A 25,298-nucleotide genomic window follows, 5' to 3' on the forward strand; every position below is an offset into this window, starting at 1 on the left:
CGAGACAATTGTATTATTTTGAGGAGCGCATTATGGAAGAGAAAAAAATTGACGGTCTTGTACTAAAAAATATGCTTGAAAACTTGAGGCCATTATTCGAACAATACGCAAGCAAGGATAATGTTATCACCGAAGAAAATGTACACAAACTGGAAAATCCTCAAATTCGATCAATCTTAGAATCGGCCGTAAAAAAACTCTTGTTGGAAGGTTCAAAACTCTACCCAGAAAAACACATTGCTGAATTTTTACAAGCAATTAAAGCAGGAAAGAAAGGCATTATCCTTTCCGAGCACTACAGCAACCTTGATTTACCGATTTTCTTATATTTAATGGAACAAACAGGACCGGCAGGAGAGGAACTTGCCCATCGCTCTATCGCAATGGCAGGGATGAAGCTTACTGAAGAAGACCCGCTGATAGCCGCTCTCACCGAAGGCTATGAGCGCATTGTCATTTATCCGAGCAGAACACTTGCCGGCATTACCGACCCCGTACAACTGGAAGAAGAGAAAAAACGGAGCCGCAGCATCAATATCGCCTCGATGCGGACGTTGGAAGAAGTGCGAAAAGAAGGAAAAGCCGTTATCGTATATCCGGCAGGTACCCGCTACCGCCCGGGAAAGCCCGAAACAAAACGGGGTGTCCGCGAAATCGACTCATACATCCGAACCTCCGATGTGATGCTGTTGGTGTCTATTAACGGTAACTGTTTGCGCATTTCGGACGACCCATCCAATATGCTGGGAGACATTGTGTGCCAAGACAAGGTTGTAATGGAAATGAGTCCGGTTATCGACTGTAACGAATTCCGCGAGCGTGCGAAACAACGCTGCCGTGACGGAGATGACAAAAAACAGGCCGTCGTCGATCTCGTTATGGAAGAACTGGAGATTATGCACAACCGAAATGTATAGGCTGTTTTCGGGCTTCCATTAACATACCTCAATATCAGCTGTAATAACAACCGCATCCGTTCCATAAAGCTGTCTACATTGCTTTTACAGATATCTTCTACAAAGCTCCATACTGATTTTCCCGTGTCTGTAAACGGTATTGTAGTATATGCAGGCATCAAATTTTCTAAAAACCCGTACCGCACTTCATCATTCGGAAAACCAAGCCGGTACATCCGCTCTTCTGTAACGTATTTCTTAATGGTTAAATAACCGGATTGAAACAGAATAGGTAAGGCATCTTGCGCTACAGCCCTGTATGTTTCCAATCCGGTTTCATTCAATTCAATATTCCCATCCAAGTCAGGGATAAAAAAATGAGCTTCTTTCAGATAATTCACCAAAAAGGTCGGTGTTCCCGTCCCGAACCAGTAGCTTTTAATTTCTTTATTATCAAAAGCATTTAATAGACTGAATGGATTGTACATTCCTTCCCCTGCCGGATGGAACAGGTAGCGTCATACCATTGTTTTTATGCTGCTATCGCTTGCAGATAGTCAAATCCTCGCTTGTAAGCCAGCGCCGGTTTGCAAGCAAACCGGTTACTGCTTGGAACCACCGCCATCCGTGGCGGTTCTGAAATGTACATTCGTATACACCGCTTAACGACAAGGGGCTGTCCAAAAACTGAAAGCCTATCGGCCTTTTCTGTAAGGAAATAATTTATCATATCCGCTAAAGCGGATTGCGTAACAGTTTTTGAACAGTTCCTTTAAATTTAGATGCGACAACGTAGATGCTCCGCATATTCTTAAAAGCTGGTGTTAATACGGTTTCCCCATAGTAACCTTTTTTGAATCGCGGAGTGTCCAGCTTTCTGCTTTATTAATAGCGGTTTTTGCATCGCGTACCAGCGATTTTGAGGCTGTTATCGGCGCGATAACCGCTGACTTTAAGACGGCGCCTCCTCGCCATGCACCGCTTGCAACGGCGGCTTCCGCTTCCCGTACCAGCTCTTCGTCATTCCATGCAGGAGCTGCGCCCCGTTTAGCACATTCTTTTTCGGTACAGTAGAGAATGGCATCCTGAATATCGCCGTCCACTCCGGCTTTTATCAGAATGACATTGGCGTTTCTTTTGGGAATGCTCGTATACGGTCCCCAAAAATCCCGCGCAGCCGCACAAGCTTGTGTTCCGCCGGAAATAATTTTAACGGTTGTTTCATCGCGGATACCCTCTTCGACGGAACGCCAATGGTATACAATAGTCTCGCCTGCGGAAACTTCTGCGGCGGGGAACCGACAGTGCGGGTTTTGCTTATCTCCGACATTCGTGATGGTGATGCCGGAAAGGTTGCCGCTTTCCATTACAATAAACTCGATAAATTCGCTTTTCGGTTTGCTGCTGTATAGCGGACGGATTTCGGTTATCCGCAGTTTTGCAGGGTGCGTATTGGCTCCCTCAAACGGCAGCGCAAAATCAAGAACGCTGTGCTTTGTGTCCGACACGGAACCGCGCAATACAAAAGGAACTCCGATACCGATCGTGGCAGTTGGGCTAAGCGCAAAGGCGGTGTAGGTATCAGCCTTGCCGGATTGTTCGTCGGAATCGGTAAAATTGTCGGGGATATCCATCGGCTCGGCGCTGCACGTTTGCGTTTCTCCCGTTTCGGGGATAAAAATTTCCACTGAAAGAAATTCCGCCGTACCGGCAAAGTATATCTGTATAGTATTGGTTTCCATCCGTACGGTTTTTACTATTTTAATGGGTTCAGCTTCTCCTCCGAGAATATCGGTAAAAATCGGCTGTTGAGAAAAACCTGCACACCCTGCTCCGCATAGCGCACAGATAACCGGCATAACAAAAAAGAGTTTTTTCATCGGTTCGTCTCCTAAGTATTTGTAAGCTACCTTCTATATGCGACACGCGCGGCTTTTTGGCTAAGAATTTAAGAGAAAAGAAAATAATTTTGCTGTTTTTTAGGAGGTCTGACATTAAATATAAAGACGCTGATTATCCGCAAGATTTTATCAAAATCGATCTTGCGGACTTAAAAGTAAAAGCTGAATATATTCCCGCACTGTTGTATCTTTTAGGAACTTCCTATCTCCGTGCGCGCAGCGAGTTGCACACGGCAAGAAGTGCGACGCCGACATCGGCAAACACCGCTGCCCATAATCCGATAATGCCCAAGGCGCCGCCTGCCAAAAAGGCGATTTTAACAACAAACGACATAACGATATTTTGTTTGACGATTTGCCGTGTAAAACGTGCCGACTTGATTGCCTGCGGAATAAGTTGCGGGTTGTCGGTCATAAGAACGACGTCGGCGGCTTCGATTGCGGCGTCGCTGCCGATTCCGCCCATCGCGATACCCACATCCGCACGGGCGAGAGCGGGCGCATCGTTAATTCCGTCTCCGACAAACACGCAGACGGCGCGGGCATTGCCTTTCTTTCGTTCGTCGCTGATTGCTTCAAAGCGGGCGACCTTTTCATGCGGCAAAAGTTCGCTGCTGCAGCGGTCAAGCTGCAATTCGGCGGCTATTTTTTCACCCGTGCGTTTCGTATCGCCGGTCAGCATCTCAAGATATCCAACGCCGACGCCGCGCAGTTCCCGTATCGCTTGTGCGGATTGCGGCTTAATGCTATCGCTGCAAATAATACAGCCGACATAACGCCCGCCGTAGGAAAGGAATACCTTTGTTCCTTCGATTTGAGCGATGGAAGCAAGCTGCTTTTCCGCATCGCCGAAGATGAACAGCGCGGAACCGGCCGCAAGCTCCTGTTCGTTCCGCAGCATTTTAACACCGGAACCGGCTTTTTCCGTGTATTGCCGGAGTTCGGCTGCTTCTTTTTCAAATATGGCTATTTTCTCTTTGCCGAGCTGTCCTTGTATAGCGCCTTTTATCGCAACGGCAATCGGATGGCCGGAATGATACTCGGCGATGTAGGCAAGCTCAAGCAATTCCTCCGTGCTGAATTGTTCCGCAGGAAGAATATGCTGTACCGTTAAAACACCGGCGGTCAGTGTGCCGGTTTTGTCGAATACAACGCTGTCCGTTTTGGCAAGCGAGTCGATAAAATCCGCGCCTTTTATCAATATGCCTTTTTTTGCTGCGCCGCCGAGTCCGCCGAAGTAGCCGAGCGGAACGGAGATAACAAAGGCGCAAGGGCAGGATATAACGAGGAATACCAATCCGCGCGAAATCCACGGAACAAAGGCGTTCCACGAAAGCGGGCCGCCGTGTACGGCCGAAAGTACAAGCGGCGGAAGGAGCGCCAGCACGACTGCACCGATCGTTACAATCGGCGTGTATACCCGTGCGAAGCTCGAAATAAGCCGCTCCGTTTTTGCCTTGCGGTCTTGCGCATGTTCCACCAACTGCAGCATTTTGGCCGCAGCGGTGTTTTCCGCCGCTACAGTGGTTTTAATCACCGCAAGCCCGTCCGTATTGACGAATCCTGCCAGTACCGTACCGCCTGCTTCAATAAAACGCGGAACACTCTCTCCCGTCATTGAAGAGGTGTCAAAAGAACACGCCCCTTCGACCAGTATCCCGTCAAGCGGAACCTTCTCTCCCGGTTTTACAAGAATGAGTGTTCCGATCGGCACCTCTTCAGGAGCAACAATATTCGAATCGGCGTCTCCGTGATGATGCCCGCAGCAGCACTCTTCGGTATGATTATGCGTATGTTCGTGTTCATGCTCGCAATCGCATTCTTCATGTTCGTGATGGTGTTCATGGCTATGTTCATGCCCGCATTCGCAGTTTTCCGAATGGGTATGGTGATGTTCACCGTGTTCATACCCGCATTCGCACATCTCGGCGTGAATGTGCTCATGACTGTGATGGTGGTCATCATCTTCATGCCCACAGCAATCGTGTGTATCGCCGTACTCCGATGCGGAGTCGGCAGGATTACGATAGAGCCGGACAAATTCGGGGCGCAAATCCATCAAGTTGGTAATGGAACGGCGGGACTGTTGAACGGCGGCCGCTTGCAGCAGCTCGCCTAAGTTGTAAAACAGCATAACCGCGGCGCCTTCCGACCACTCTCCGAGTATGAATGCACCGAGTGTCGCAAAGGTCATCAAAAAGTTTTCGTCAAAAATACTTCCTTTACCGATGGTCTTCAGCAAGGTTTGGATAACTTCCAGTCCTGCAGCAAGCCATGAACCGACAAAAAGCAGTGATGAAAGTGCAATGGAGTAAGAAGCGCCGCCGAATTGGACGGTAATTTTGAAAGGTTCGGCGGCTGCCTTCAATATAATCCCGGCGATAAAAAACACCGCCGCTACGCTAAAACGGATAATATCGTGTTTATTCCACAAACTGTCATGATGATGTTCATCATGATTATGCGTTTCGTGTATATGATTACATGCCATACAACTACAAGCCATTTTCTCTCCTCCTTAGGTCATGGCAACCACATTAAAAATATTTTTGAGGTTGCCTTCCTTCTGTGCGAAATTTTGCTTAAAATTTCGCACGTTTTTTCAGTAAATGGGTAAACGCATCAGGTAGAGTAGATAAAACCGCGGAAAAATTGAGGCTGTGAGACCATTTGAACCATCTTCAACTGTTGTACGTCCATGTACAACAGTTGAAGGCGAGTTTTGTGCGTGCACAAAACATCACTACTGTATGGAACCACTGCCATCCTTGGCAGTTCTGGTCGAATAGTATCAATTTTTCCGCGGGGGTGTTAAAAAACGGCCTGATGCGTTTACCCTGCTCCTTTGGTCTAGCGGCCTTCCAGAATATGCTCCATGCCGACGCTGTATAAGATGCCGACATGATTGTCCTCTATGGAATAATAGATTTGTTTTCCCACCCGCCGCGAACGCACTATTTTTGCCTGTCTGAGGATACGCAGTTGATGAGAAATTGCCGAAGCGGAGATTTCAAGTACCTCCGCAATGTCGGCAACGCACAGCTCACCCGCCATTAACGCGGATACAATCTTGATACGGGTTGAATCACCGAAGTTCTTAAAAAAATCACTCAATGCGGTCATCGTGTCCTCGTCGGGGATCTTTGAGCGTGCATGAGCCACGGCATCGGGGTTAAAATACTCCGCCGCTTCGTCACTCATCGGTTCTTCTTGGTTTTCCATTATGCTGCCTCCTTACGTATTCTGATTATCATGCCTGCCCACCTTGGTCATTCGTCTTCTCAAAACAGCAGGATTGTTTTATCTGTCAATATATGAACAAATGTTCAGATGTTTATTTGATTATATGTACAATTAAAAACAGTGTCAAGAGTGGCTTTTAAACTTTGTATTTTAGCATTGTTATATAAATATTAAAAAATTAACGACCGCCCTCTATAAATTTTTTGTAAAATGTGCTATTATTATTAATTATTAACCAAGGTGTGAAGGGAAAATGGCTAATAAAAATACAAATTTACATAAAGCAAAGCGATTTAAAGATGATGAGTTTTATACAACTTATGAAACTGTAGAAAACGAACTTTCTCATTATATCGGTCAATTTAAGAATAAAACAGTTCTTTGCAATTGTGATAATCCTTTTACATCAAATTTTTCTAAATACTTTATTCAAAATTTTAATCTTTTAGGATTATTTACTTATAATGTACACTATTTTGTACAAAAACAGCAAGAGAAAATATTTGCTTCCTATTGCGGATAAAAGGTATAAGACCGGTGGCTAAAAGCTGAAAGACTGCGCCTAACGCAATAATTCGCATATATTGGGCTGTCAATTCGAGTGTTGTTCCGTATGGGAGGCCTTGTACTTGCCATGTCTATAGCCTTCGGCTAAAATGTAATCACAATACATATTAGCCGAAAGGATGCTGTATGAGTTATATTTCCAGAAGTTTGGAAAAGATAGTCTTAGAGGTAACAAAAGAATATCCGGTAGTATTGGTAACAGGCCCAAGACAGGTTGGGAAAACTACCATGCTGCAAAAACTTATGGAGGGCACAGACAGAGGTTATGTGTCGCTCGATGATTTGCATGAGAGAGCTCTTGCAAAGACCGATCCGGAACTGTTTTTGCAGCTGCATAAACCGCCCATACTGATCGATGAAGTTCAATATGCGCCTGAATTATTCACCTACATAAAAATATATGCGGATAAAAAGCGCAGCAAAGGTGATTTCTGGCTTACCGGTTCTCAAGCTTTTAAGCTGATGCAGGGAATGCAAGAGTCATTGGCAGGAAGAGTAGCGGTGCTCTCATTAACATCTTTATCGCAAGCAGAGATTTACGGAAATAGACTTGAGCCGTTTGTGCTCGATATGAAAAAACTTTCTGCACGGAGCAGAGAACGAAAACCTGCGAATATCAAAGAAATTTTTAACAGAATTTATAACGGCTCCATGCCTGCGGTCATAAGCGGTCAAAATAAAAACACTCACATTTTTTACAGCAGTTATGTAACAACATATATTGAAAGAGATGTAAGAGCGCTTTCGGATTCGATTGACTCTTTAAAATTTTTGCGGTTTATAACTGCCGTTGCCGCACGGTGCGGACAGCTGCTCAATATCGCCGACATAGCACGCGACGCGGATATTAATCAAAAGCAGGTGAAGGGCTGGCTGGGTATTCTTGAAACGTTAGGAATTATTTTTTACTTACACCCTTATTCAAATAATATGTTAAAGCGCCTCGTAAAAACTCCCAAGCTGTATTTTTATGATACGGGATTAGTCTGCTATCTGACAAAGTGGAGCAGTGCGGAAACGCTGGAAAGCGGCGCTATGAACGGAGCCATACTTGAAAATTATGTTGTTTCCGAAATAATGAAAACATATCTCAATAACGGTAAAGCGCCCTTTATGTATTACTATCGGGACAAAGACGCGAAAGAAATCGATATCGTATTAGAGCATGACGGCGTACTTAATCCGATAGAAATTAAGAAATCCGCAAATCCGGGTTCCGAGCTTGTCAAAGTATTCAGCTTACTGGATAACGCTTCTATTCCGCGTTCTAAAGGCGCGGTCATCTGCATGAAACCGGAGCTTTCAGCAATTGATAGGGAAAACTACATCGTGCCGGTTTGGGTGATTTGAAATTTGTAGAGTGAACAACTATTTATATGAAATAAAAATGGCGAACTCAAAACTCGTTATTATTGGAAGCGATGTATGGATCGGCTGTAACTGTATGATTTTGCCGGACGTAACCAACGGCAACAATGTCATCATCGCGGCGGGTGCGGTGGTAACAAAAGATATTCCCGATAACTGCGTAGCCGCCGGTGTTCCCGCAAAGGTGATAAAACAGCTGGAAAATGATATTGAAGACTGATGTTCAATGCCGATGACATGGGAACACAGGCCGATAGGTTTGTTGCAGAGTAGTCCGATTAATAGGTAATAACACAGTCAACTAAACTATCCGCTCTCACGTCGGAGATATCTCTGGCTTGAGGCGTTTTTTTGTGTATATACGTGCGGTATACGTCACGGTATTCTTACAAAACGGCGGTAAATGTGGTATAATTGTATGTTAAGGAGTTGTGATATGAGCACTTCAAACAGAAAATATAAAGATTCTGTCTTTGTCGATTTATTCAGTGAAGACGAAAAAGCAAAAGAAAACTTTTTGTCACTGTATAACGCCTTGCATAATACCAAACTTACGGCTATAGAGCTTTTGAAAAATATCCGCCTTGATCAAGTCTTGTACATGACATTCTATAACGATGTATCCTACCTTGTAGATAACAAAATAATAGTGCTTGCAGAACACCAGTCAACAATCAACCCGAATATGCCTTTACGCTGCCTTGAATACATCAGCCGCTTGTATGAAACCCTCTTTGAATCAAAAGAAAAATATAGCCGTAAACTACTGAAAATTCCGAGTCCTGAATTCTATGTTTTTTACAATGGAGAAGAAGACTATCCTTGTGATAAGACTCTTAAACTCTCGGAGGCCTTCATAGAAAAGGCAGCGGAACCTAATCTTGAGTTGACCGTTAAAGTAATAAACATAAACCGCCAAAACCGCCATCCTGTATTGGAAAACTGTAAAACGATACAGGAATACAGTATATTTGTGGAAACAGTGCGAAAATGGAAAGAAATAGACCCTCAAAACGGTTTTGAAAAAGCCGTTGAAGAATGTATAGAGAACAATATTTTGCGTGAATATCTAAAACGCAAGAGTAAGGAGGTCGTTAATATGCTATTAGCTGAATATGATTATGAAACCGATATAGCCGTACAACGTGCTGAAGAACGAGAAATTGCCTTTGCCGAAGGTATTGAACAAGGTATTGAACAAGGCTTTTCCAACGGATCGCGCCAAGCAAAGCTTGAAACAGCTAAGGCTTTTAAACGTTTCGGTTTTGACATTGACAAGATAGCTGAAGGAACCGGTCTTTCCGTTGAAGAAATTGAAAAACTGTAATTCGGTTTAGCGGCGCCGGATATTCTCCTTACAAATATTAAATTAAAATGCACTGACAGAATCGCCTATCGGCTTTAACATCGAGCCATTACGATTGGACAATCAAGGATATTAAAAAGGCGCTGAAAAAGTGGCGGGAGAAATAGTCGTATTCGTATGCACTTTGTTCAAGCAAAAGGAATTTTATCGGCTAAAAACGGAATGAACCTGTACCGAGGCTGTACTCACGGGTGCATCTACTGCGACTCGCGGAGCGATTGCTATCAAATAAAGCATACGTTCGAAGATATAGAAATAAAAGAGAATGCAATAGAACTGCTCGAAACTGCTTTGCGGCGGAAACGAAATAAGTGCATGATCGGCACCGGTTCTATGACCGATCCGTATATGCCGCTTGAAGAAAAAATCGGTATGACGCGCAAAGCGATAGAAACCGTGTACCGGTATGGGTTCGGCTTTACCGTGATAACAAAATCGCCGTTGATTTTGCGCGACCTTGAACTTTTGCAGGCGGTGAACAAAAAAGCAAAGTGTGTTGTGCAGATGACGCTCACCACATATAACGATAAGCTCTGCAAAATACTTGAACCGAATGTTGCCGTTACGAGTGAGCGTTTTGCGGTGCTTAAAACGCTGCACGATGCGGGCATTCCACAATAATCAAAAAAGTAAAAAATTGGTATGTAAGTATTGATGATGTTATTATCACCATTAATGCATACAGTTATACAATAATCACCGCACATAAGCAAAAGACTATATGACGATAAAAGAATTTGAAAATAAATATTGGTATATGAGTGAACTCAAAGCATTGGCAAAATCGCTTGAAATTCCTTTTCATTCAAAAATACGAAAGGATCAGCTTGAAGAAATGATTATTCAATTTTTGGAAACCGGGACGGTGAATAAAAAGAATAGTTTTAGGAGCAAAAGCCGGAATATAGAAATTTTGAATAATAGCAGTTATGTTGAAAATTTTAGCAATAAAAAAGAAACATGGGAATTCATACATAGTCAAATGAATAGCCGAGTTCCGGGACTAAAACCGAAATCAGGGGCAAAATATTGGCTTAATCGATGGATTGAAAATAAACTTTCTCATGATGAAAAAATAACTTATAATGATGTCATTTGTGAATATATTCGTTTAAATAAAACCGAAGGAAAACTTCCGCAAATTCCATCCTGCAAATTTAATAACTTTATAAGTGATTATTTAGCAAATGAAAAAGATGCGATAAGAGAAGATGCTTTGGAAGAATGGAATAAACTAAAAAATATGAAGATAAAAAAAGATTATATAACGTGGAAAAAGAATAAACATACATAGAAAATTTTGACCCACTTTAACCTGACGTTTGTTTTATCACGAAAGTTGTTTGAGGCGTCGATGCCGGTGCATCTCCCTTTTTTAGGCAGCCTTCGCGTCAACTTTGCCGCCGCTTTATACTGCAGCAAAACCGAAAATCCATGTTAACAGCTCTCGTTTATAATCATTAATCTTTCCGATTATTCCAGGGGGATTGCAATCCCTCTGCTTGCCCCGAATGCTAAACTCGGTGAAGGGCTGTCGGTTCATTATTCGGGCGGCTCATCCCTTGGCAAATATGTGACAAAATGGCTTAATAAGAGCGGAGTTGCGGTAAAATGATGAAAATCGGGGACGGAGGTTATGAGCGTGCTGTTAGTTTTTTCAATAAAATATTTTGTATGTTGACGAATACATAAAATAGTATGTATAATATGGAGGTATATGACATTTGAATGGGATGAAAATAAAAACTCTGAAAACATAGGGAAGCATAAGGTCTCTTTTGAAAAGGCGCAGGATGCTTTTTTTGACGTAAACCGTATGATTTTAGAAGATGTAAAGCATTCCATTTCAGAAAAACGTTATTTTTGTATTGGAAAAACAGATAAAGGAATTTTGACCGTGCGTTTTACAATACGTGGTCAAAATATTAGGATTTTCGGCGCAGGATATTGGCGTCAAGGAAAGAAACTCTATGAAGAGCATTTACAGTAACCCCGAAAAATCAGTAATGGAAGCATTGGATTCTGCCGTATTAGTGACGGATTTTCTTCCTTCACCGGCAGAGCTTGTAAAGAAACCAGCAAAAGAAAAAATAACCATTTCAATAGATTCTGATTGTATTAATTTTTTTAAAACAGAAGCAAAGAAAAATCATACAAAATATCAGACTATGATGAATGAAGTACTTTCTCAATATGCAAAGCATTATGCTGTAAATGGTTAAGCATATATTTACGAGTATGGGAAACTTATATAGTAATATCTATAATGGAAAAAGAGTTTAAGGAATAATACAATAATAAAACTAAACGAAATCAGAATGCCGCTTGATATGATGATGACCGTGCTTTCTATAATCCTGATGGGAGGCACGGTACTTTTCCCTGACGATAAGATTCACCAGATTTTAGGAATGCCGCTGCTCGTACTATGGGCGGTTCACATCGTGCTGAACCGCAGATGGTACGGGGCATTATTTCGCGGGAAATATTCCGCACACAGAATCATGCAAATTGCGGTAAATATGGGGATATTGCTCTGCGCACTTTTTCTGATGATGAGCGGTCTTATGATGGCGTGGTTTGTTCCGCCGGAAGCCGTGGGCGATATGCTCGGCTTTGCACGGATTGCTCATCTTATCGCTTCGCACTGGTATTATCTTTTTATGTGCTTCCATTTAAGAATGCACGCAAATATGATTGCCTCCCGACTTAAAGCAAAGCCCCGTACCCTGCGGATTTTGAGGGTGCTCGTTCTGCTGATTTCCGCTTACGGTGTGTATGCGTTTATCTCCCGCGGTCTTGTACAATATATGTTCCTGCAGCAGCAGTTTTTCTTCTTCGATTTTGACAGAGGCTATGTTTTGTTCGCGGTAGATTATCTTTCAATACTTGTGCTGTTCGCAGCGGTTGCGCATTATGCGGGAATAAAAAGTAAGAGAAAGTGAAATGTGGGCGTGATACTCTGCATCGGGAGATGTTAATTTTGATTGGTAATTGCATAATTCCGATGTGCATTTATTCAAAAGCAGCTGACTGGAGAACGGTTTCTTGAGCCTCTAAAACGGTAAGCCTATCGGTATATCCCGCAAATAAATATATGAACAACACCAGTCAACCATTTCAAGCTGTTCTTCCCAATCATAATCAAGATCATCTCCGTCTTGTCTTTGTAAATATTTTCTGTTTTTTTGTAAAAGTGCTTGAGTTTCCAGAATATCTAAGCCAATAATACTTCCAACAGCTTGAACATTGAAATGTTCATTCCATAGTTCGCAGATATATTTTATAGGATTCAATTCCTCCGTAGAAAAATTAAACTTGACCATCAGTTGATACGTATTCGTATACTCATCGTTAGTAAGATATTTATGTCTTTGATTATAAATTTCTAAAACTTTTTCAGTATCATTTGTCGTATTAAAATAGCAAAACGAAAGATAAAGTAAATGCTCAAATATGTGTTTGAGATCTTCTTTGGAAATATTTGTACCAAGTAGGAGGGCGTTTTCGTATGCGGTCATAACATCCGTCAAATTATCGCTATTTTGAACCCAGTCAAGATACTTTAGTGCAGCTATATACCATGCTTCACAGAATGGTACGTATTTACCGAGTGCTTCTGAATTACATATACTGTTAAAAAAATATAGTTCTTTATCTTTATCCGTAAGCAGCGGTTGCGATTCTATATTCCGTATGCGGGATGCAATAAAATCCGGTTTACTTTAGGCTATAGGATTGGCTTGAATTAAAAAAAATATTTATTATAGAGGAAATACATACCTTAGTTCTCAAAGTCGATTAATCGGTCAAGCTGATTTGTGGTTTAAATTTCTGCTAGGTGTCTATTCTTTTTAATTCTGTAAGGGCTTTATTGCGATAAACTAAATCGTCTCTAACGGAAAAGCCTTCGTTTTCCCAAAAGGCATTACCATCTTTATTTTTAGTGAATACAACTAACGCGGTTTTGTGAATACCAATATGTTTTAAAGCATTCAGCACCGTGGAGATCAATTGGGAAGCAACCCTTTGTCTCCGCCATTTCGGATGTACAGCAGTATGGTATATGTAACCTCGCCTTCCGTCATTTCCTGCTAATATTGCGCCGATAATATCTTTTTCATTTTCCGCAACAAAACATGTTTCCGGATTGCGCTTCAAGAAACGAGCAATACCTTCTTTTGAGTCGTCTAAATCGTTCAAGCCCATTCCCGCACACGACATCCATAAAGCATATACCGCTTCATAGTCGGATACAAGCATAGTACGTATATTCATTGGTTGTTTCCAATTTCCGGCAGTTTAGCGGCTAAACTGCCGGAAGACATTATTTATTTTTCTTTTGCTACAGACGGTTCAAAGGCTTTTTTAGGAGTTCTGCCTTCGTTCTGTGCGGCAAAACCTACCAGTTCCGGGTATATTTTCTGTGCTTTTTCAAACACATCGGCTGCTTGGTCGTTTCCTAATTTGGTTGCATATTTTGCTGCGGCGGATTCACCTTTTTTGGTATAGAGCCGTGCAATTTCAGCATCTTTGCCTTTCTGCTCTTTAATCAGCTTTTGCTCATACGCTTTCCAATAGCTGCGGACATTCTTTCCGTACATATCCCTGTTTAAAGCTGAAAAGACATTGATAGTCCGCATCAGCCAATAAAACGAATCAGGCGTATACATTTTGTTGTCGACTTTATACGCAGCGTAGGTGTCCGTAATGTTGCCATAGAAGGGCAGATACACCGAATGTTCCGCATTTGCCATCGCCATCCACATCACACCGCCGACAGCTTTCGGTAAGGTGTCTTTCATCTGAATGATATGGCATTCCATAGAAGTCGGTGTACCGATTGCGCGAACTCCTGCGTTTTCCGGTAAATTTGCATTTTTATCGGTATCTTCATAGCGATAGCGCTGCAATTCCATTACATCTTCAAGGGCGATTTTCTTATCAGCCTTTCTCCACAAAGAGAATAGCTTCGTGTCATACGCAACCTTAGCGGACGGTGAGAGTTTATTTTGTCCTCCCCAAAGCCGTACACGGTTGTAGTCGCTCATTTCTTCTCCATAAGTAAGCGCTGCATGGAATTTACCGTCAACTTCTTTATAAAAGCCTTTCGACTTAGGCAAATTGATTAAATCTTTTGATGCGATAACATCTTTACTTGTCGTATCGACATAACCGAGCAAGAAGCAATTAGGTACTACCGCATACATATCATCCGGGACCTTAACCGCTGCATACTGATGGCCGGTATAAATTTCCATGTACCAGCTTTCTTTATCGTCTGCGATAAAAATGATGTTGCCTTCTGCCGAACCGTAGGTATCTACAATCTTTGCAATCCGTTCAACGCCTTCCCGGGCTGTGGTAATATACGGCAACACAACCGTTGTCATAGATGCTTCCGAAAGTCCGTTTTCAACAAGCGGGTCAGCTTCTTCTGCAGCTTTTCCCGGAGAGGCAGAAACGGTTGCGCTCATCGCAACGCCGTGCTCGTTAAAACCTACTTCGTCGTAGATGCCTTCGGATTGTTCGGCATCGCAAATAGCGGTATACCGATAGCTCTCTTTCGGTAATTCGATTTTAAAGCCGATTGAGTCGGTAAACTGTACCGGCTTTCTGTTTTTCTTATGCGGATATACCTTAAAGGTTTTGTTATGGGCGCCACTCAAATCTTCCGTACGCGCAATGATACGGAAGCCGTCGGCTGTTGCATCCTTTCCTGCAACAAACCCCGTACAGCCAAAAGCATTAGACATTCCTGTCCATACGCCGGCCACGGCAACCAATAAAAACAGACACATTTTTTTCATAATGTACTCCCTGTTAAAAATAATCCGGCAAACACTACCGAATAAAATCACACTTACCTTAAAAAAGGCAATAAATATAAAAAGGATTATATCATGCGATTCAGTACTTGTCAAAATAAATGTGCATTTCGTACTATTTTGTTGTTCCATTGTGGCTTTAGGTGCGATGATATTCGTATTTTGAATGGGCATACGTTGACCGATACGGATCGGCTTAATATGTACGGATATATTGCTATTTTCTGCGCCGAAAAACCGTTTTTTACATCAAAACCAAATCCTGCCGTCGTAACAATCCTCAGAGATCACGACCTTAAAGAGGGTTGTAAAGGCTGCGTTCTTACCGTAAACCGTGGGCTGTTTTCGGGTAAATTTATTCGAGAAGCCGCGCTGGATTTTGGGCTAAGTAAAGCGGATACGCCATTGGCAAGCACAAGTCCGATTTTACCGTTTGCAGAAAGATGGTGTATCATGTGCTGGATCCAAGCGTAGTTCGCATTGCCTGCCGGGGGCACGGCTCCTTTTTTTGAGTTACTTTACCCCACTACACACTTTTCCACACATGCCGCAACATCAGCCATAGGAGCGGGCGGTTCAAAGCGGGCAACAACAGTGCCGTCCCGGGCAATAACGAATTTGGTAAAATTCCATTTAATTTCAGGATTATTTTTATAATTGCTGTCTATTTTTTGAATAAAATCACTTAGCGTTTCCGCCATCTTCCCTGTGCCGAAACCCTCGAATTTTTTCTGTGATTTTAGATAGGTAAAAAGCGGAAGCGCGTGTTCACCGTTTACATCCGATTTTTTCATTTGAGGGAACTTTGTGTTGTAATGGAGCATACAAAACGAGTGAATTTCCGCATCGGTTCCGGGAGCCTGCTCGCCGAATTGATTGCACGGCACATCGATTATTTCAAAACCGTTATCGTGATATTTTTCGTATAGTTCTTCCAACTCTTTATACTGCGGTGTAAATCCGCAAGCCGTCGCCGTATTAACAATCAACAAGACTTTGCCTTTGTATTGCTTGAGCGGAACATCGTTTCCTTGCGCATCTTGCACCGAATAATCATAGATAGTCATCATTTACCTCCGAAAAAAAATAGAAACCATCTCTGAAAACGTTAGTTCTAAGAAACGTCTCTTAGGTCATTCGATTTTAAGATAATTATTTGAAAGATGCAATCTATTCCCCGCTGCAGAGCATCCCCATGCTACCTGCACATGTTTTTTTCTATAATAGAAATTCCTTTTGCCATCTCAGGCTCCAATAGCGTCGGCTCCAACCTGTTGATAAGGGCACGGCATTCGGAGAGTCGGTTTTCTTTAAATGCTCTGGTCAGTTGATCATAACATTCTTTTATTTCTTCGAATTCCATCGTATAGTCGACATCCTGATAATTTATATAATAGCATGGCACCTTTCCTTTTCCCTTTAAAAGATGTGGAGGGCGTTTATAGAGCCGATAGCTGCCGGAAATGAGCGCCGCTGTTTTCATCGAAACGGTGCACGCCATCGGAGCAGTTACCGATTCAAGGCGGAAAGCCATATTAACCGTGTCACCAAAGATATCGAAAATATATTTATGCACGCCGACGATACCTCCGGTGATTGCTCCCGAATCGATGCCTATTTTTATTCTAAAATGGCTGTTATTATCTTTATTAATTGTTTCAAAGCTTCGTAGCATTTCGACAGCGGCGCCGGTAAGCCTGAGTGCATGGTCTTTTTCTCCTCTAAGGCCGCAGCATGCTAAGTATCCGTCTCCAAGTGTTTTTATCCGCTCACAGCCGAAAACATCCATAATACCGTCAAATTGAGTAAACATCGTATTTAATTGCCTAATAACATGCTCCGGCGCCGTACCACCCGACCATTCGGTAAAGCTGACTAAATCTGCAAACAGTACCGTTACCGCAGGATACACTTTAGGCTTTGACGCTCCCGTACTGATAAGTTCGTCGATAACGGAGGGCGGCAGAGTATTGCGTAAAAGTTTATCGCTTTTTTCTTTTTCACCGGCGAGTTCTTTTGTTTTTTCTTGTACCTTCCGGTCAAGTTCATCAGCCCTCCGCTGTAAATTTCTAAAGCGGAGTTGGACGGCAAAGAAGATACCGCTTCCGATACAGCATACAAGTAAAAGATAGAACCAGATAGTCTGATAAAAAAACGGCTTCTTATAGATAGCGGCGCTGGAACCGCTCTTGTTTACAATGCCGTCATTGTTCGCAGCTCTTACCTTAAACACGTAATTACCGGGGTTGAGGTTCGTATAGGCAATCTCCCGCGTAGTTCCGCAGCTACGCCACTCTTTATCATATCCTTCAAGTTTATATTCAAACTGAACCCGTTGCGGAATGGTAAAACTTAAAGCGGTAAATTTAAACAGAATACGCTTTATTCCGGCCGCGACCTTCAGTCTTTCTTCCGTTACATCATAGTTTTTGCCGTCTAAAACAATGCTCTCGATAACAACCGGTGGAGCATGTTTATTGGTAACATAATAGGAAGGAGCGCAAACGGCAACTCCCTTAAGCGTAGGCAGAAACAATGTATTTTCGGCGGTAACATGCGCCCATGCATTCGCCGCTAATTGACCTGTTAGGCCGTCAAGCCGGTTGTAGCGGACAAGAAATTCAGCTGGGAGACCGTTCAGCACTGCCTTTACAAAAACATCCGTTTTTACCAGCAGCAAATCTTTTGCCGTTACAATCCAGAGGTTTCCCATTGTGTCTTGTACGATGTTAAACACACTGATAGCTCCTGCACCGAATGCTTTATTGGCATAATAGAATCCGCCGTTTTTATACAGTGTTAGCCCCTCGCTTGTGCATAACCAAATATTATTTTCCGTATCTTCAATAATTCTAAGGATAATATTGCCGTGCAGTCCATCATCTTTGGTAAAAACGTGTTCCACCTTGATAACCGGTCTGCCGTCAGAAAAACCCGACACCGTTAAAACGACCGCCCCGCCGCCGTCCGTACCAAGCCATATCTTTCCGCTGCGGCTTTCTTCCGCACAAAGAATAAATAAATTAGGGAGTCCGTCTTCCTGCGTAATTGTTGTTATCGTACCGTCAAAATAGACGGCGGGTCCTGCCGTTGTGCCGATCCACAGGAGATTATCCGAGCTGCGGTACGAAAAACGTACACGGTTGTTCGGTAGTCCGTCTTTTTTTGATAGCGCTTGCATGCTTCCGTCTTTCCTAAAAATCAAAAGGCCGTTATCGGAATAGGTAGCAAAAAATAATGTTCCGTCCGCTTCTTCTCTGATTTGCCGGACACGGACGGCATGCAGCTTTTCGATAAGGGCATCAATTTGCCTTGCTCTTGTAGGAGAGAGCGCCGAACTTTTTAAGCACACAATGCCGTCATCTTTTGCAATCCAAATGTTTTTATCCAAATCTTCCAATACGGAATTTGCCGCGGTTGGTGGCAGGGACTCTGCGCTGGTTAAATCAAGAAATTTTCCTTTACTGAATTTCCCGACGCCGCCGCGTTCCATACCTACCCAAAGGTTTTCCTCAAAGTCTTGACAGAGACATGAAACGATATTATTCGGCAAGCCGTTCTCTTCCGAAAATATTTCCGGCTTACCCTTTTTGATCGTAACAATACCTCTATTGGTCGCCGCATACAGCGTTCCGTTCACAGTACGCAAAAATTCGTTAATACTCATCCCTTTCAGATATTCCGCGTCAATAAATTCAATGTCTTTTTCTTCTTTTATCTTGATGATTTTTCCGTTTTTTGTACCGAGCCACAGTATGTTATCGGAATCAAAATATGCAGCCGAAAAAGTATGATCCTGTATGGCATCCAAATACGGGAGCCGGGCTACTTTTTTATTTTGAATGACTGTAATCCCCTGCAGATTTGAACCGACATATATCCTGTCCTTTACCGGAAGGATAAACGTAATAATCCCTAAACTTTTATTGCGTTCATCAAGGATAGGGACAAAACGGCCGCTTTTTTCCAACCGCGCGAGTCCGTCTGCCGTTCCGACCCACAGCACATTGTCTTTATCAAATTTTATCGCTCTAATTGAAAGATTCGGCAGACCATCTTCTTCGGCATAGCGCTTAAATATCTTGTTTTGATAGGCGTATAAACCGGTGGAATTGGTTCCTATCCAGAGCGTACTGTATGCATCTTCGCATAGAACACGCGGCGCTATGCCGGTAAACCCGTGTTCGGCTTCGGTAAACTCGGTAAACGTTTCTCCGTCAAACCTGATAAGGCCGTCATAGGAGGCAAGCCAAATATAACCCGTTCCATCCTGCAAAACGTCCAATATTCTATTTGAAGGTAACCCGTTCGTATCCGACCAGAAAGTCTGGACAGAGCCTGCAAGACTGTTAAATGATATCTCCGCTGCGAGTGGAAAAATTGCCATAAGTGTAAGTACAAGTACAAAAAAGCATTTTTTTAACATAAGTACCTCAAGGATTTAACAGGAACGTGTAAAAACTACAAGCCGATAGGCTTATTCGTTAACACAGTATACACTATCGAAGTGAAAAAACCATATATTTTACCACAAAGAACCATAGTTACCGTAAAAGAACTCACGTTATTAAAGCACCGAAAAGCCGTACCTCATACAAGCTTCCCGCAAAAGGTACGACGAGGAAAAGGTTCCCGTAACGACATGCAATAATTGGCAATTTGAAACCAATTATTGTATTGCTCATTCCTTTACAGACTTGGATCAACCTTTCCTAACTAGGCGTCCGCTTGCATAAGAGATTTATTTTTTCTATTATATCCCCATGACAACCGCATTGGTGTATTTTGATAAAGGGAAAAAAGCACAAACACAGCTTTTTCTGGCAGCCCTAAAAGAAGGCGCCCATAATCGGTGCGATGATATTCGTATTTTGAATGGGCATACGTTGACCGATACGGATCGGCTTAATATGTACGGATATATTGCTATTTTCTGCGCCGAAAAACCGTTTTTTACATCAAAACCAAATCCTGCCGTCGTAACAATCCTCAGAGATCACGGCCTTAAAGAGGGTTGTAAAGGCTGCGTTCTTACCGTAAACCGTGGGCTGTTTTCGGGTAAATTTATTCGAAATCTGATGAATACATTAGAAAGCTGCGGTTTTATGATCGACTACTTCGATACTTTGCGGAATGTAGCGGATGCTCGCCGCGCGGGGGCAAATATTGGGTAGCAAGGCGGAAAGCGGACGGCAGGATAGCGAAGAAGGACGCGGAGATCGCTCAACACATCAAGCCATAATAATAGAAGATTATTATAAGATTTTAAGTGTTTCTCCTTCCGCTTCTACTTCCGAAATCAAACGGGCATTCCGAAAAAAAGCCAAAGAACTGCATCCCGATATTCCCCATAATGTTCGGAATACCGACGGCAAAAAAGCTAATGAGCAGGCGCTGATGAGGCTTATCCGTGCCTATGAAGCCTTGCTGGATGCGAAGCGCCGGGCGGAGTTTGATTTTTTCTATAATAAGACCGCGAAAAAAGGTGAAAGTTTTGATTACCGTACATGGCTAAAAGAGCGGACGGATCCCGAAAGCAGGGCGACGCTAATTTTTTTTGACCTTTTCCATAATGCTGAGGACGAAGCGGTACAGGAATTTTTACGGCTCCGCTCGGTACAGCCTTCGTTTTCGCTTCGCCGGTACTTTAGCAGGGGAGACTTTATGGATTGCGGATTTGTGCTTGCAGAGGAACTCTATTTCCGTGATCACTATTATGAGTCTTTTTTGCTGCTTGACCAAATTATCAGCGAAGAGCAGAAGCAGGCATATTTCCGCCATTTTTTTCCCGAAGTGCTTATTCTAGCCCGCAAGCTTATCCGCGAAAAACTCATCTACAATCTTGCAGACGATTTACTGCTTGATTGTTGCGAAGCCGCGCTGGATTTTGGGCTAAGTAAAGCGGATAATGCAGAAATATTAAAAAAGATGGCGGAAATTTATTACCGGATGGGTGATTTTACTACCGGTGACGGATGTGCGGAGGCGTCCATGCGAATGAATCCCCGCATCCGCGGCATAACGAAGTTGAAAAAAAACTATCAGGAGCAGCTTTGGCGTTAAAGGTGCTCCGGTTATCCTTAACATAAGATAACCGGCAAATCCTAAGACGATAAGGCTGCGCAAAGGGTAAGGAATATATGATACGAATTAAGACAAAGGAACAGATAGACGGTATCCGCCTATCATGTAAAGCATTGGCAAGGCTCTTTAAGCAATTAACGCCGCGGGTGAAGCCGGGCGTAACCACGAAAGAACTGGATGACTTTTGTGTTGAGTACATTAAGAGCATCGGCGGCGTTCCCGCATGGTATGCGGAAAATTTTCCGGGGGCAGCCTGTATCTCCATCAACGAAGAAGTTATCCACGGCATTCCCAGCAAAAAGAAAATCGTACAGGAAGGAGACCTCGTATCGCTGGATATCGGTATTGACCTTAACGGATACATCAGCGATTCGTGCGTAACGGTGCCGGTTGGAAAGGTAAGCCCCGAACGCGCACAACTTTTAAAGGTTACCACCGACTGCCTCTATGCGGGAATCGCCGCCTGTCAGGCAGGTAAGCGTGTAAATGCAATATCCCGCGCGGTGTACGACTTGGCGCGGCAGTATAAATACGGTGTCGTATATGAATACTGCGGTCATGGGGTCGGGCTTAAAGTACATGAAGAACCGAATATTCCGAATGTACCGGAGCGGGGCGCACCAAACCCGCGGCTAGTACCCGGTATGGTGATTGCGATTGAACCGATGATTAACCTCGGTACGGCAGATGTTAAAACCCGCGCCGACGGATGGACGGTTGTCAGCGCCGACAAGTCCTGTTCCTGCCACATGGAGCACACGGTTGCCATCTTTGAAGACCACACCGAAATTTTAACTCAACTTGCCCCCGGTGAAGTGTAAGTAAACGCGGCGCATAGTTATCATTAACTTAAATCAACACACACCGAAGCAGAACGCCGGTGTATTAAACGTTTCGCATAAATAAAAAAGCCCGCTAAAAAGTTAACTTTTTAGCGGGCTTTGATTTCTGATAGTGTCTGCGGATATCTGTCTTATTTTTCGTTATTTTACCAATTCAAAGGCTGAGTATTCGTTGGTACCGTCTAAACTGTTTATCACCGTGTATCCTGCAGCTACTAATTTTTCCGCAACGGCAAAAGAGCGGTTGCCGGAATAGCAGTAGGTTAGCACCGGTTTTTCCTTAGGTAATTGCGGGAGTAATTCAGCAAGGGTATCCGCATTCCCCGATATTGCACCTTTTAAATGCGAAGCGGCATAATCAGCGGGTTCTCGGGCATCGACAACGGAATAGTTCCCTGTATTCGCGAGCTCCTGCATCTGTTTCCCGCGTACGTTTGTAACTTTGGTGATCGACTTATAAGAGTAGCTGCCGACTCCATCCGCATTGAACAGTTTTTTAAATCCGTTCTTTTGTAAGATTTTCGCAGCAGCCCGGCTCCGTCTTCCGCTTCTGCAAATAACGATAATATTTTTATCCTTGAAGTCTGCAATATCGTTCAGCCTGTTTTCGATATCGTTGAGACTGATGTTGATTGCATAGCGGACATGCCCTGCCTCATACTCGTATTTTTCACGTACATCGATAACAAGGTACTGCTCTTGTTCCGCCTTGTCATTCATAATGGTGTCCAACTCGGCGCCTTTCATATCCACGATGTCCGCGCCTTGTATATCATTCTTTTTTTTCTGCGTTGTGCAGGCATTTCCCAACAATGCAATCAAAATTAGTGCACTGATAAGGATGCTGATCCCTTTAGGATCAATTTTCCGACTATACATTTTCAACTCCTCCCCGTTGGGATATAGTAAAACAATTAGGAGCTACTGTATGCTTATGTTTTACCTATTAAACTTTAAACTTTGAGACCTCTTCCGCCAAACGCTCAATACTCCGTTTATTTTTCTGCGTAATCTCGCTCACTTCCTGCACGGCATTGTTAATCTGCACCGCACCCGCAGCCATCTCGTTCATACTTTCCGTAATAATGCGCGTAAGGTCGTCCAATGTATGCATTTCCTGTGCAACACTCTCTCCACCTTTTAGCATTTCTTCCGAACCCGCCTGCACTTCTACGGTTACCATGTTGATGCTTTTTATCGCCGCTAGAACTTCCTTGCTGCCGTTTTCCTGCTCTCGCATCGATTCGGTAACACTGGTGCTCATTTCTTTTACCTTCTCTGCAAGGCTGAAGATTGTATTAAATTTTTCTTCCACCGTTTTGGATGAAGTAGAGAGTGTTTCAATTTCACCACTGAGCGCTTTCAATGTAGTGGTGATGGTTTTCCCTTGCATCGAAGATTCTTCTGCGAGCTTGCGAATTTCATCTGCAACAACAGCAAAGCCCTTACCTGCTTCTCCCGCATGAGCCGCTTCTATTGCAGCATTCATTGCGAGCAGGTTCGTTTGTGAAGCAATATGCTGAATAACACTGCTGGCTTCCATCAAGGAACCGGATTCTTCTGCGATTTTCTGTGTTACCGTGTTAGAAGTAACAAGCGTTGCTTTACCGTCGCCGGTTGCTGTTGTAAGGCTTTTAATTACGTCATCGGTTTTACCGAGTGTTTGACCGATAGATGCAATATTTGCAACCATCTCTTCTACGGAAGATGAAGATTGTGCGACACTTGCAGCTTGCGTTTCAATACTGGCATTTAGTTGCTTAATAGTCCGAACAATTTCTTCAATAGTTGCTGCAGTTTCGGTAACGCTGGCAGCCTGAGTTAAGGCTTGCTGTTTAACACCATCAATGTTTGCACTAATTTGGTTGACGGAGCTTGCCGTTTCGGTCATATTCGACGCAAGTTCATTACCGATTTCTTCCATTTCGCTGCTGCTTGTTCCAACCGCTTGTATTGAAGCGCCGATTTTAGCGATTGTTTCATTAAAATACTTTGCCATATCGGTGATTTCATCATTACCGTATACCGGCAGCCGGACTGTTAAGTCGCCATCACCTTGTGAAATATTTTGTAAAGCCGAAACCGTCGTTTGAATTGGTTTTATCATTGTACGGGCAACAAAATAGACAATAATCAGCGCTCCAATTAGTACACTAATACCAATTCCAATCATTGTGCTGCGAAGTGTGTTGACCGTTCCCATGAATTCGTTGACAGGCGCTCGAATGATAATCGACCAATTAGTAGTTTTAACCGCTGCGAATGATGCAATATATTCAATGCCATGATAGTCATAGTAGCAGACTTCTCCTTCGTCAGTATCAAGCACATACTGTAAAAAGGCTGCGGTCGATGTGAGTGAAGGATCTGTTTTTGCTTGTTCAATGATATTATCTTGACTTTGTACTAAATCGGTATCCCTATCTGCAATGATAATTCCCGTTGCCCCCATAATATAACAGTTGCCGGATTCTCCTACAACGATATCAGCAATATTTTGGGATAACAGCAAACCGGGGATATCGGCAGATAACACTCCTACAATAGTTTTGTTATCATCATAGATAGGGACGGCAAGGGTGTTTATTAATTGTCCGTTTGCACGAGAGATGTATGGCTCCGAAAAAAAGGATTTCCCGCTAATGGCGGAACGAAACCAATCTCTGTTCACAACGGATAATACGCTTCCATTAGCAAGCATACACTGTCCTTGTGCATCAGTCATATTCAATTCGATTATTGTTTCATTAAAAGAAACTTCATTTGCAAGGAACGCTAATCGTGCAGTGGATGAAGCGGTTGCATCTCGCAAAACCGGCATTCGGGAAATACCTTCGATAAATTGCAACAGGGCTGTAACCCTTCCGTTAATGATTTCGGCGGTATCATTTGCCTTATCAATAAGATGATCCTCTATTTTTTCGGTGACTGCCCTTCTGGCAATCATAACTGCTAAGACAATTTCAATAACTCCTGCTGCAGCAATGAGAATACCAAAAATAAGAATGAATTTCTTTTTTAACGAAAAACGTTTTTTCATTGTAAACCTCCCAATAAAATAATGGATATAGTAATTTGAGATGATGATACAGGGTATTAGTTGCGGTAACCTTACAAACGCATATAAAATTCTTTCCCAGAGAAGGAATCTAAAGAGTAGATTATCTTGTAGGAATTTCGATTACCAATCACCCATCCAGTAT

At 43.1% G+C, this 25,298-nt stretch carries 21 protein-coding genes and 5 pseudogenes; 14 read left to right on the top strand and 12 right to left on the bottom strand.

The window, feature by feature from the left end:
- Positions 1-47 precede the first annotated feature (47 nt).
- Entirely contained in the window at positions 48-917 is an 870-nt protein-coding gene (locus ABK01_RS01205) for a 1-acyl-sn-glycerol-3-phosphate acyltransferase (protein WP_371922025.1), read from the top strand.
- A gap of 41 nt (positions 918-958) precedes the next feature.
- Here the strand turns inward: ABK01_RS01205 and ABK01_RS01210 are convergent.
- The 4 genes and pseudogenes from ABK01_RS01210 to ABK01_RS01225 form a co-directional block, all read right to left on the bottom strand.
- A pseudogene (locus ABK01_RS01210) lies at positions 959-1,437 on the bottom strand (AAA family ATPase); the annotation flags it as partial.
- A gap of 283 nt (positions 1,438-1,720) precedes the next feature.
- A complete protein-coding gene (locus ABK01_RS01215) occupies positions 1,721-2,776 on the bottom strand; it encodes a lipoprotein TP_1001-related protein (RefSeq protein WP_253675924.1) in 1,056 nt (351 codons plus the stop codon).
- Between the two features lie 223 nt (positions 2,777-2,999).
- The gene (locus tag ABK01_RS01220; protein WP_253675925.1) at positions 3,000-5,303 is read right to left on the bottom strand and encodes a heavy metal translocating P-type ATPase; all 2,304 of its coding nucleotides are present in this window, start codon (positions 5,301-5,303) and stop codon (positions 3,000-3,002) included.
- Positions 5,304-5,647: 344 nt separating this feature from the next.
- Positions 5,648-6,019 carry an ArsR/SmtB family transcription factor gene (locus tag ABK01_RS01225; RefSeq protein ID WP_016522542.1) on the bottom strand — a complete coding sequence of 124 codons (372 nt, stop codon included), beginning with the start codon at positions 6,017-6,019 and terminating at the stop codon, positions 5,648-5,650.
- Between the two features lie 274 nt (positions 6,020-6,293).
- Here ABK01_RS01225 and ABK01_RS01230 point away from each other — a divergent pair, with 274 nt between their 5' ends.
- The 10 genes and pseudogenes from ABK01_RS01230 (at position 6,294) to ABK01_RS01275 (ending at position 12,286) form a co-directional block, all read left to right on the top strand.
- Positions 6,294-6,563 (top strand): adenine-specific methyltransferase EcoRI family protein, encoded by a 270-nt coding sequence (locus ABK01_RS01230; RefSeq protein ID WP_253675926.1) that lies wholly within the window; start codon positions 6,294-6,296, stop codon positions 6,561-6,563.
- 170 nt (positions 6,564-6,733) lie between these two features.
- Positions 6,734-7,957: an ATP-binding protein gene (locus tag ABK01_RS01235; protein ID WP_212565729.1), complete on the top strand. Its 1,224-nt coding sequence runs from the start codon at positions 6,734-6,736 to the stop codon at positions 7,955-7,957.
- A 118-nt stretch (positions 7,958-8,075) separates the two neighbouring features.
- A pseudogene (locus ABK01_RS11755) lies at positions 8,076-8,195 on the top strand (sugar O-acetyltransferase); the annotation flags it as partial.
- A 216-nt stretch (positions 8,196-8,411) separates the two neighbouring features.
- Positions 8,412-9,302, top strand: coding sequence for an Rpn family recombination-promoting nuclease/putative transposase (locus tag ABK01_RS01245; RefSeq protein ID WP_212565731.1), 891 nt, complete (start codon positions 8,412-8,414; stop codon positions 9,300-9,302).
- A 156-nt stretch (positions 9,303-9,458) separates the two neighbouring features.
- Positions 9,459-9,956 (top strand): annotated as a pseudogene (locus ABK01_RS01250) (radical SAM protein); the annotation flags it as partial.
- 8 nt (positions 9,957-9,964) lie between these two features.
- Positions 9,965-10,066, top strand: a pseudogene (locus tag ABK01_RS01255) (DUF3781 domain-containing protein); the annotation flags it as partial.
- Positions 10,063-10,635, top strand: a complete 573-nt coding sequence (locus tag ABK01_RS01260) for an SAP domain-containing protein (protein WP_212565732.1) — start codon at positions 10,063-10,065, stop codon at positions 10,633-10,635. The pseudogene ABK01_RS01255 and the gene ABK01_RS01260, both read left to right, overlap by 4 nt.
- 423 nt (positions 10,636-11,058) lie before the next feature.
- Complete coding sequence (locus tag ABK01_RS01265; protein WP_212565733.1) at positions 11,059-11,331, top strand: BrnT family toxin; 273 nt, start codon at positions 11,059-11,061, stop codon at positions 11,329-11,331.
- A complete protein-coding gene (locus ABK01_RS01270) occupies positions 11,312-11,563 on the top strand; it encodes a BrnA antitoxin family protein (protein ID WP_212565734.1) in 252 nt (83 codons plus the stop codon). Before ABK01_RS01265 ends, ABK01_RS01270 begins: the two co-directional genes overlap by 20 nt.
- 96 nt (positions 11,564-11,659) lie before the next feature.
- Entirely contained in the window at positions 11,660-12,286 is a 627-nt protein-coding gene (locus tag ABK01_RS01275; RefSeq protein WP_253675928.1) for an endonuclease, read from the top strand.
- Positions 12,287-12,397: 111 nt separating this feature from the next.
- Here ABK01_RS01275 and ABK01_RS01280 read toward each other — a convergent pair whose 3' ends face one another.
- The 6 genes and pseudogenes from ABK01_RS01280 to ABK01_RS01305 form a co-directional block, all read right to left on the bottom strand.
- A complete protein-coding gene (locus ABK01_RS01280; RefSeq protein WP_253675929.1) occupies positions 12,398-12,862 on the bottom strand; it encodes a hypothetical protein in 465 nt (154 codons plus the stop codon).
- A 316-nt stretch (positions 12,863-13,178) separates the two neighbouring features.
- A complete protein-coding gene (locus ABK01_RS01285; protein WP_253675930.1) occupies positions 13,179-13,619 on the bottom strand; it encodes a GNAT family N-acetyltransferase in 441 nt (146 codons plus the stop codon).
- 53 nt (positions 13,620-13,672) lie between these two features.
- On the bottom strand, positions 13,673-15,151 hold the full coding sequence (locus ABK01_RS01290; RefSeq protein ID WP_253675931.1) for a C69 family dipeptidase: 1,479 nt from the start codon (positions 15,149-15,151) through the stop codon (positions 13,673-13,675).
- A gap of 419 nt (positions 15,152-15,570) precedes the next feature.
- Positions 15,571-15,666: pseudogene (locus ABK01_RS01295) on the bottom strand (N-6 DNA methylase); the annotation flags it as partial.
- A 21-nt stretch (positions 15,667-15,687) separates the two neighbouring features.
- On the bottom strand, positions 15,688-16,236 hold the full coding sequence (locus tag ABK01_RS01300; protein ID WP_253676575.1) for a glutathione peroxidase: 549 nt from the start codon (positions 16,234-16,236) through the stop codon (positions 15,688-15,690).
- A gap of 131 nt (positions 16,237-16,367) precedes the next feature.
- Complete coding sequence (locus tag ABK01_RS01305; RefSeq protein WP_253675932.1) at positions 16,368-19,595, bottom strand: adenylate/guanylate cyclase domain-containing protein; 3,228 nt, start codon at positions 19,593-19,595, stop codon at positions 16,368-16,370.
- Between the two features lie 337 nt (positions 19,596-19,932).
- Here ABK01_RS01305 and ABK01_RS01310 point away from each other — a divergent pair, with 337 nt between their 5' ends.
- The 3 genes from ABK01_RS01310 (at position 19,933) to map (ending at position 22,074) form a co-directional block, all read left to right on the top strand.
- Positions 19,933-20,343 (top strand): hypothetical protein, encoded by a 411-nt coding sequence (locus ABK01_RS01310; RefSeq protein ID WP_212565738.1) that lies wholly within the window; start codon positions 19,933-19,935, stop codon positions 20,341-20,343.
- Positions 20,312-21,232 carry a J domain-containing protein gene (locus ABK01_RS01315; protein ID WP_253675933.1) on the top strand — a complete coding sequence of 307 codons (921 nt, stop codon included), beginning with the start codon at positions 20,312-20,314 and terminating at the stop codon, positions 21,230-21,232. Before ABK01_RS01310 ends, ABK01_RS01315 begins: the two co-directional genes overlap by 32 nt.
- Positions 21,233-21,309: 77 nt before the next feature.
- Positions 21,310-22,074: a type I methionyl aminopeptidase gene (gene map, locus ABK01_RS01320; protein WP_253675934.1), complete on the top strand. Its 765-nt coding sequence runs from the start codon at positions 21,310-21,312 to the stop codon at positions 22,072-22,074.
- 162 nt (positions 22,075-22,236) lie between these two features.
- Here map and ABK01_RS01325 read toward each other — a convergent pair whose 3' ends face one another.
- Together ABK01_RS01325 and ABK01_RS01330 are read right to left on the bottom strand one after the other, a co-directional pair.
- The gene (locus tag ABK01_RS01325) at positions 22,237-22,974 is read right to left on the bottom strand and encodes a rhodanese-like domain-containing protein (protein WP_253675935.1); all 738 of its coding nucleotides are present in this window, start codon (positions 22,972-22,974) and stop codon (positions 22,237-22,239) included.
- A 67-nt stretch (positions 22,975-23,041) separates the two neighbouring features.
- Entirely contained in the window at positions 23,042-25,135 is a 2,094-nt protein-coding gene (locus ABK01_RS01330; protein WP_253675936.1) for a methyl-accepting chemotaxis protein, read from the bottom strand.
- Between the last annotated feature and the right edge of the window lie 163 nt (positions 25,136-25,298).

This window comes from Treponema sp. OMZ 305 (assembly GCF_024181325.1).
Lineage (GTDB): Bacteria > Spirochaetota > Spirochaetia > Treponematales > Treponemataceae > Treponema.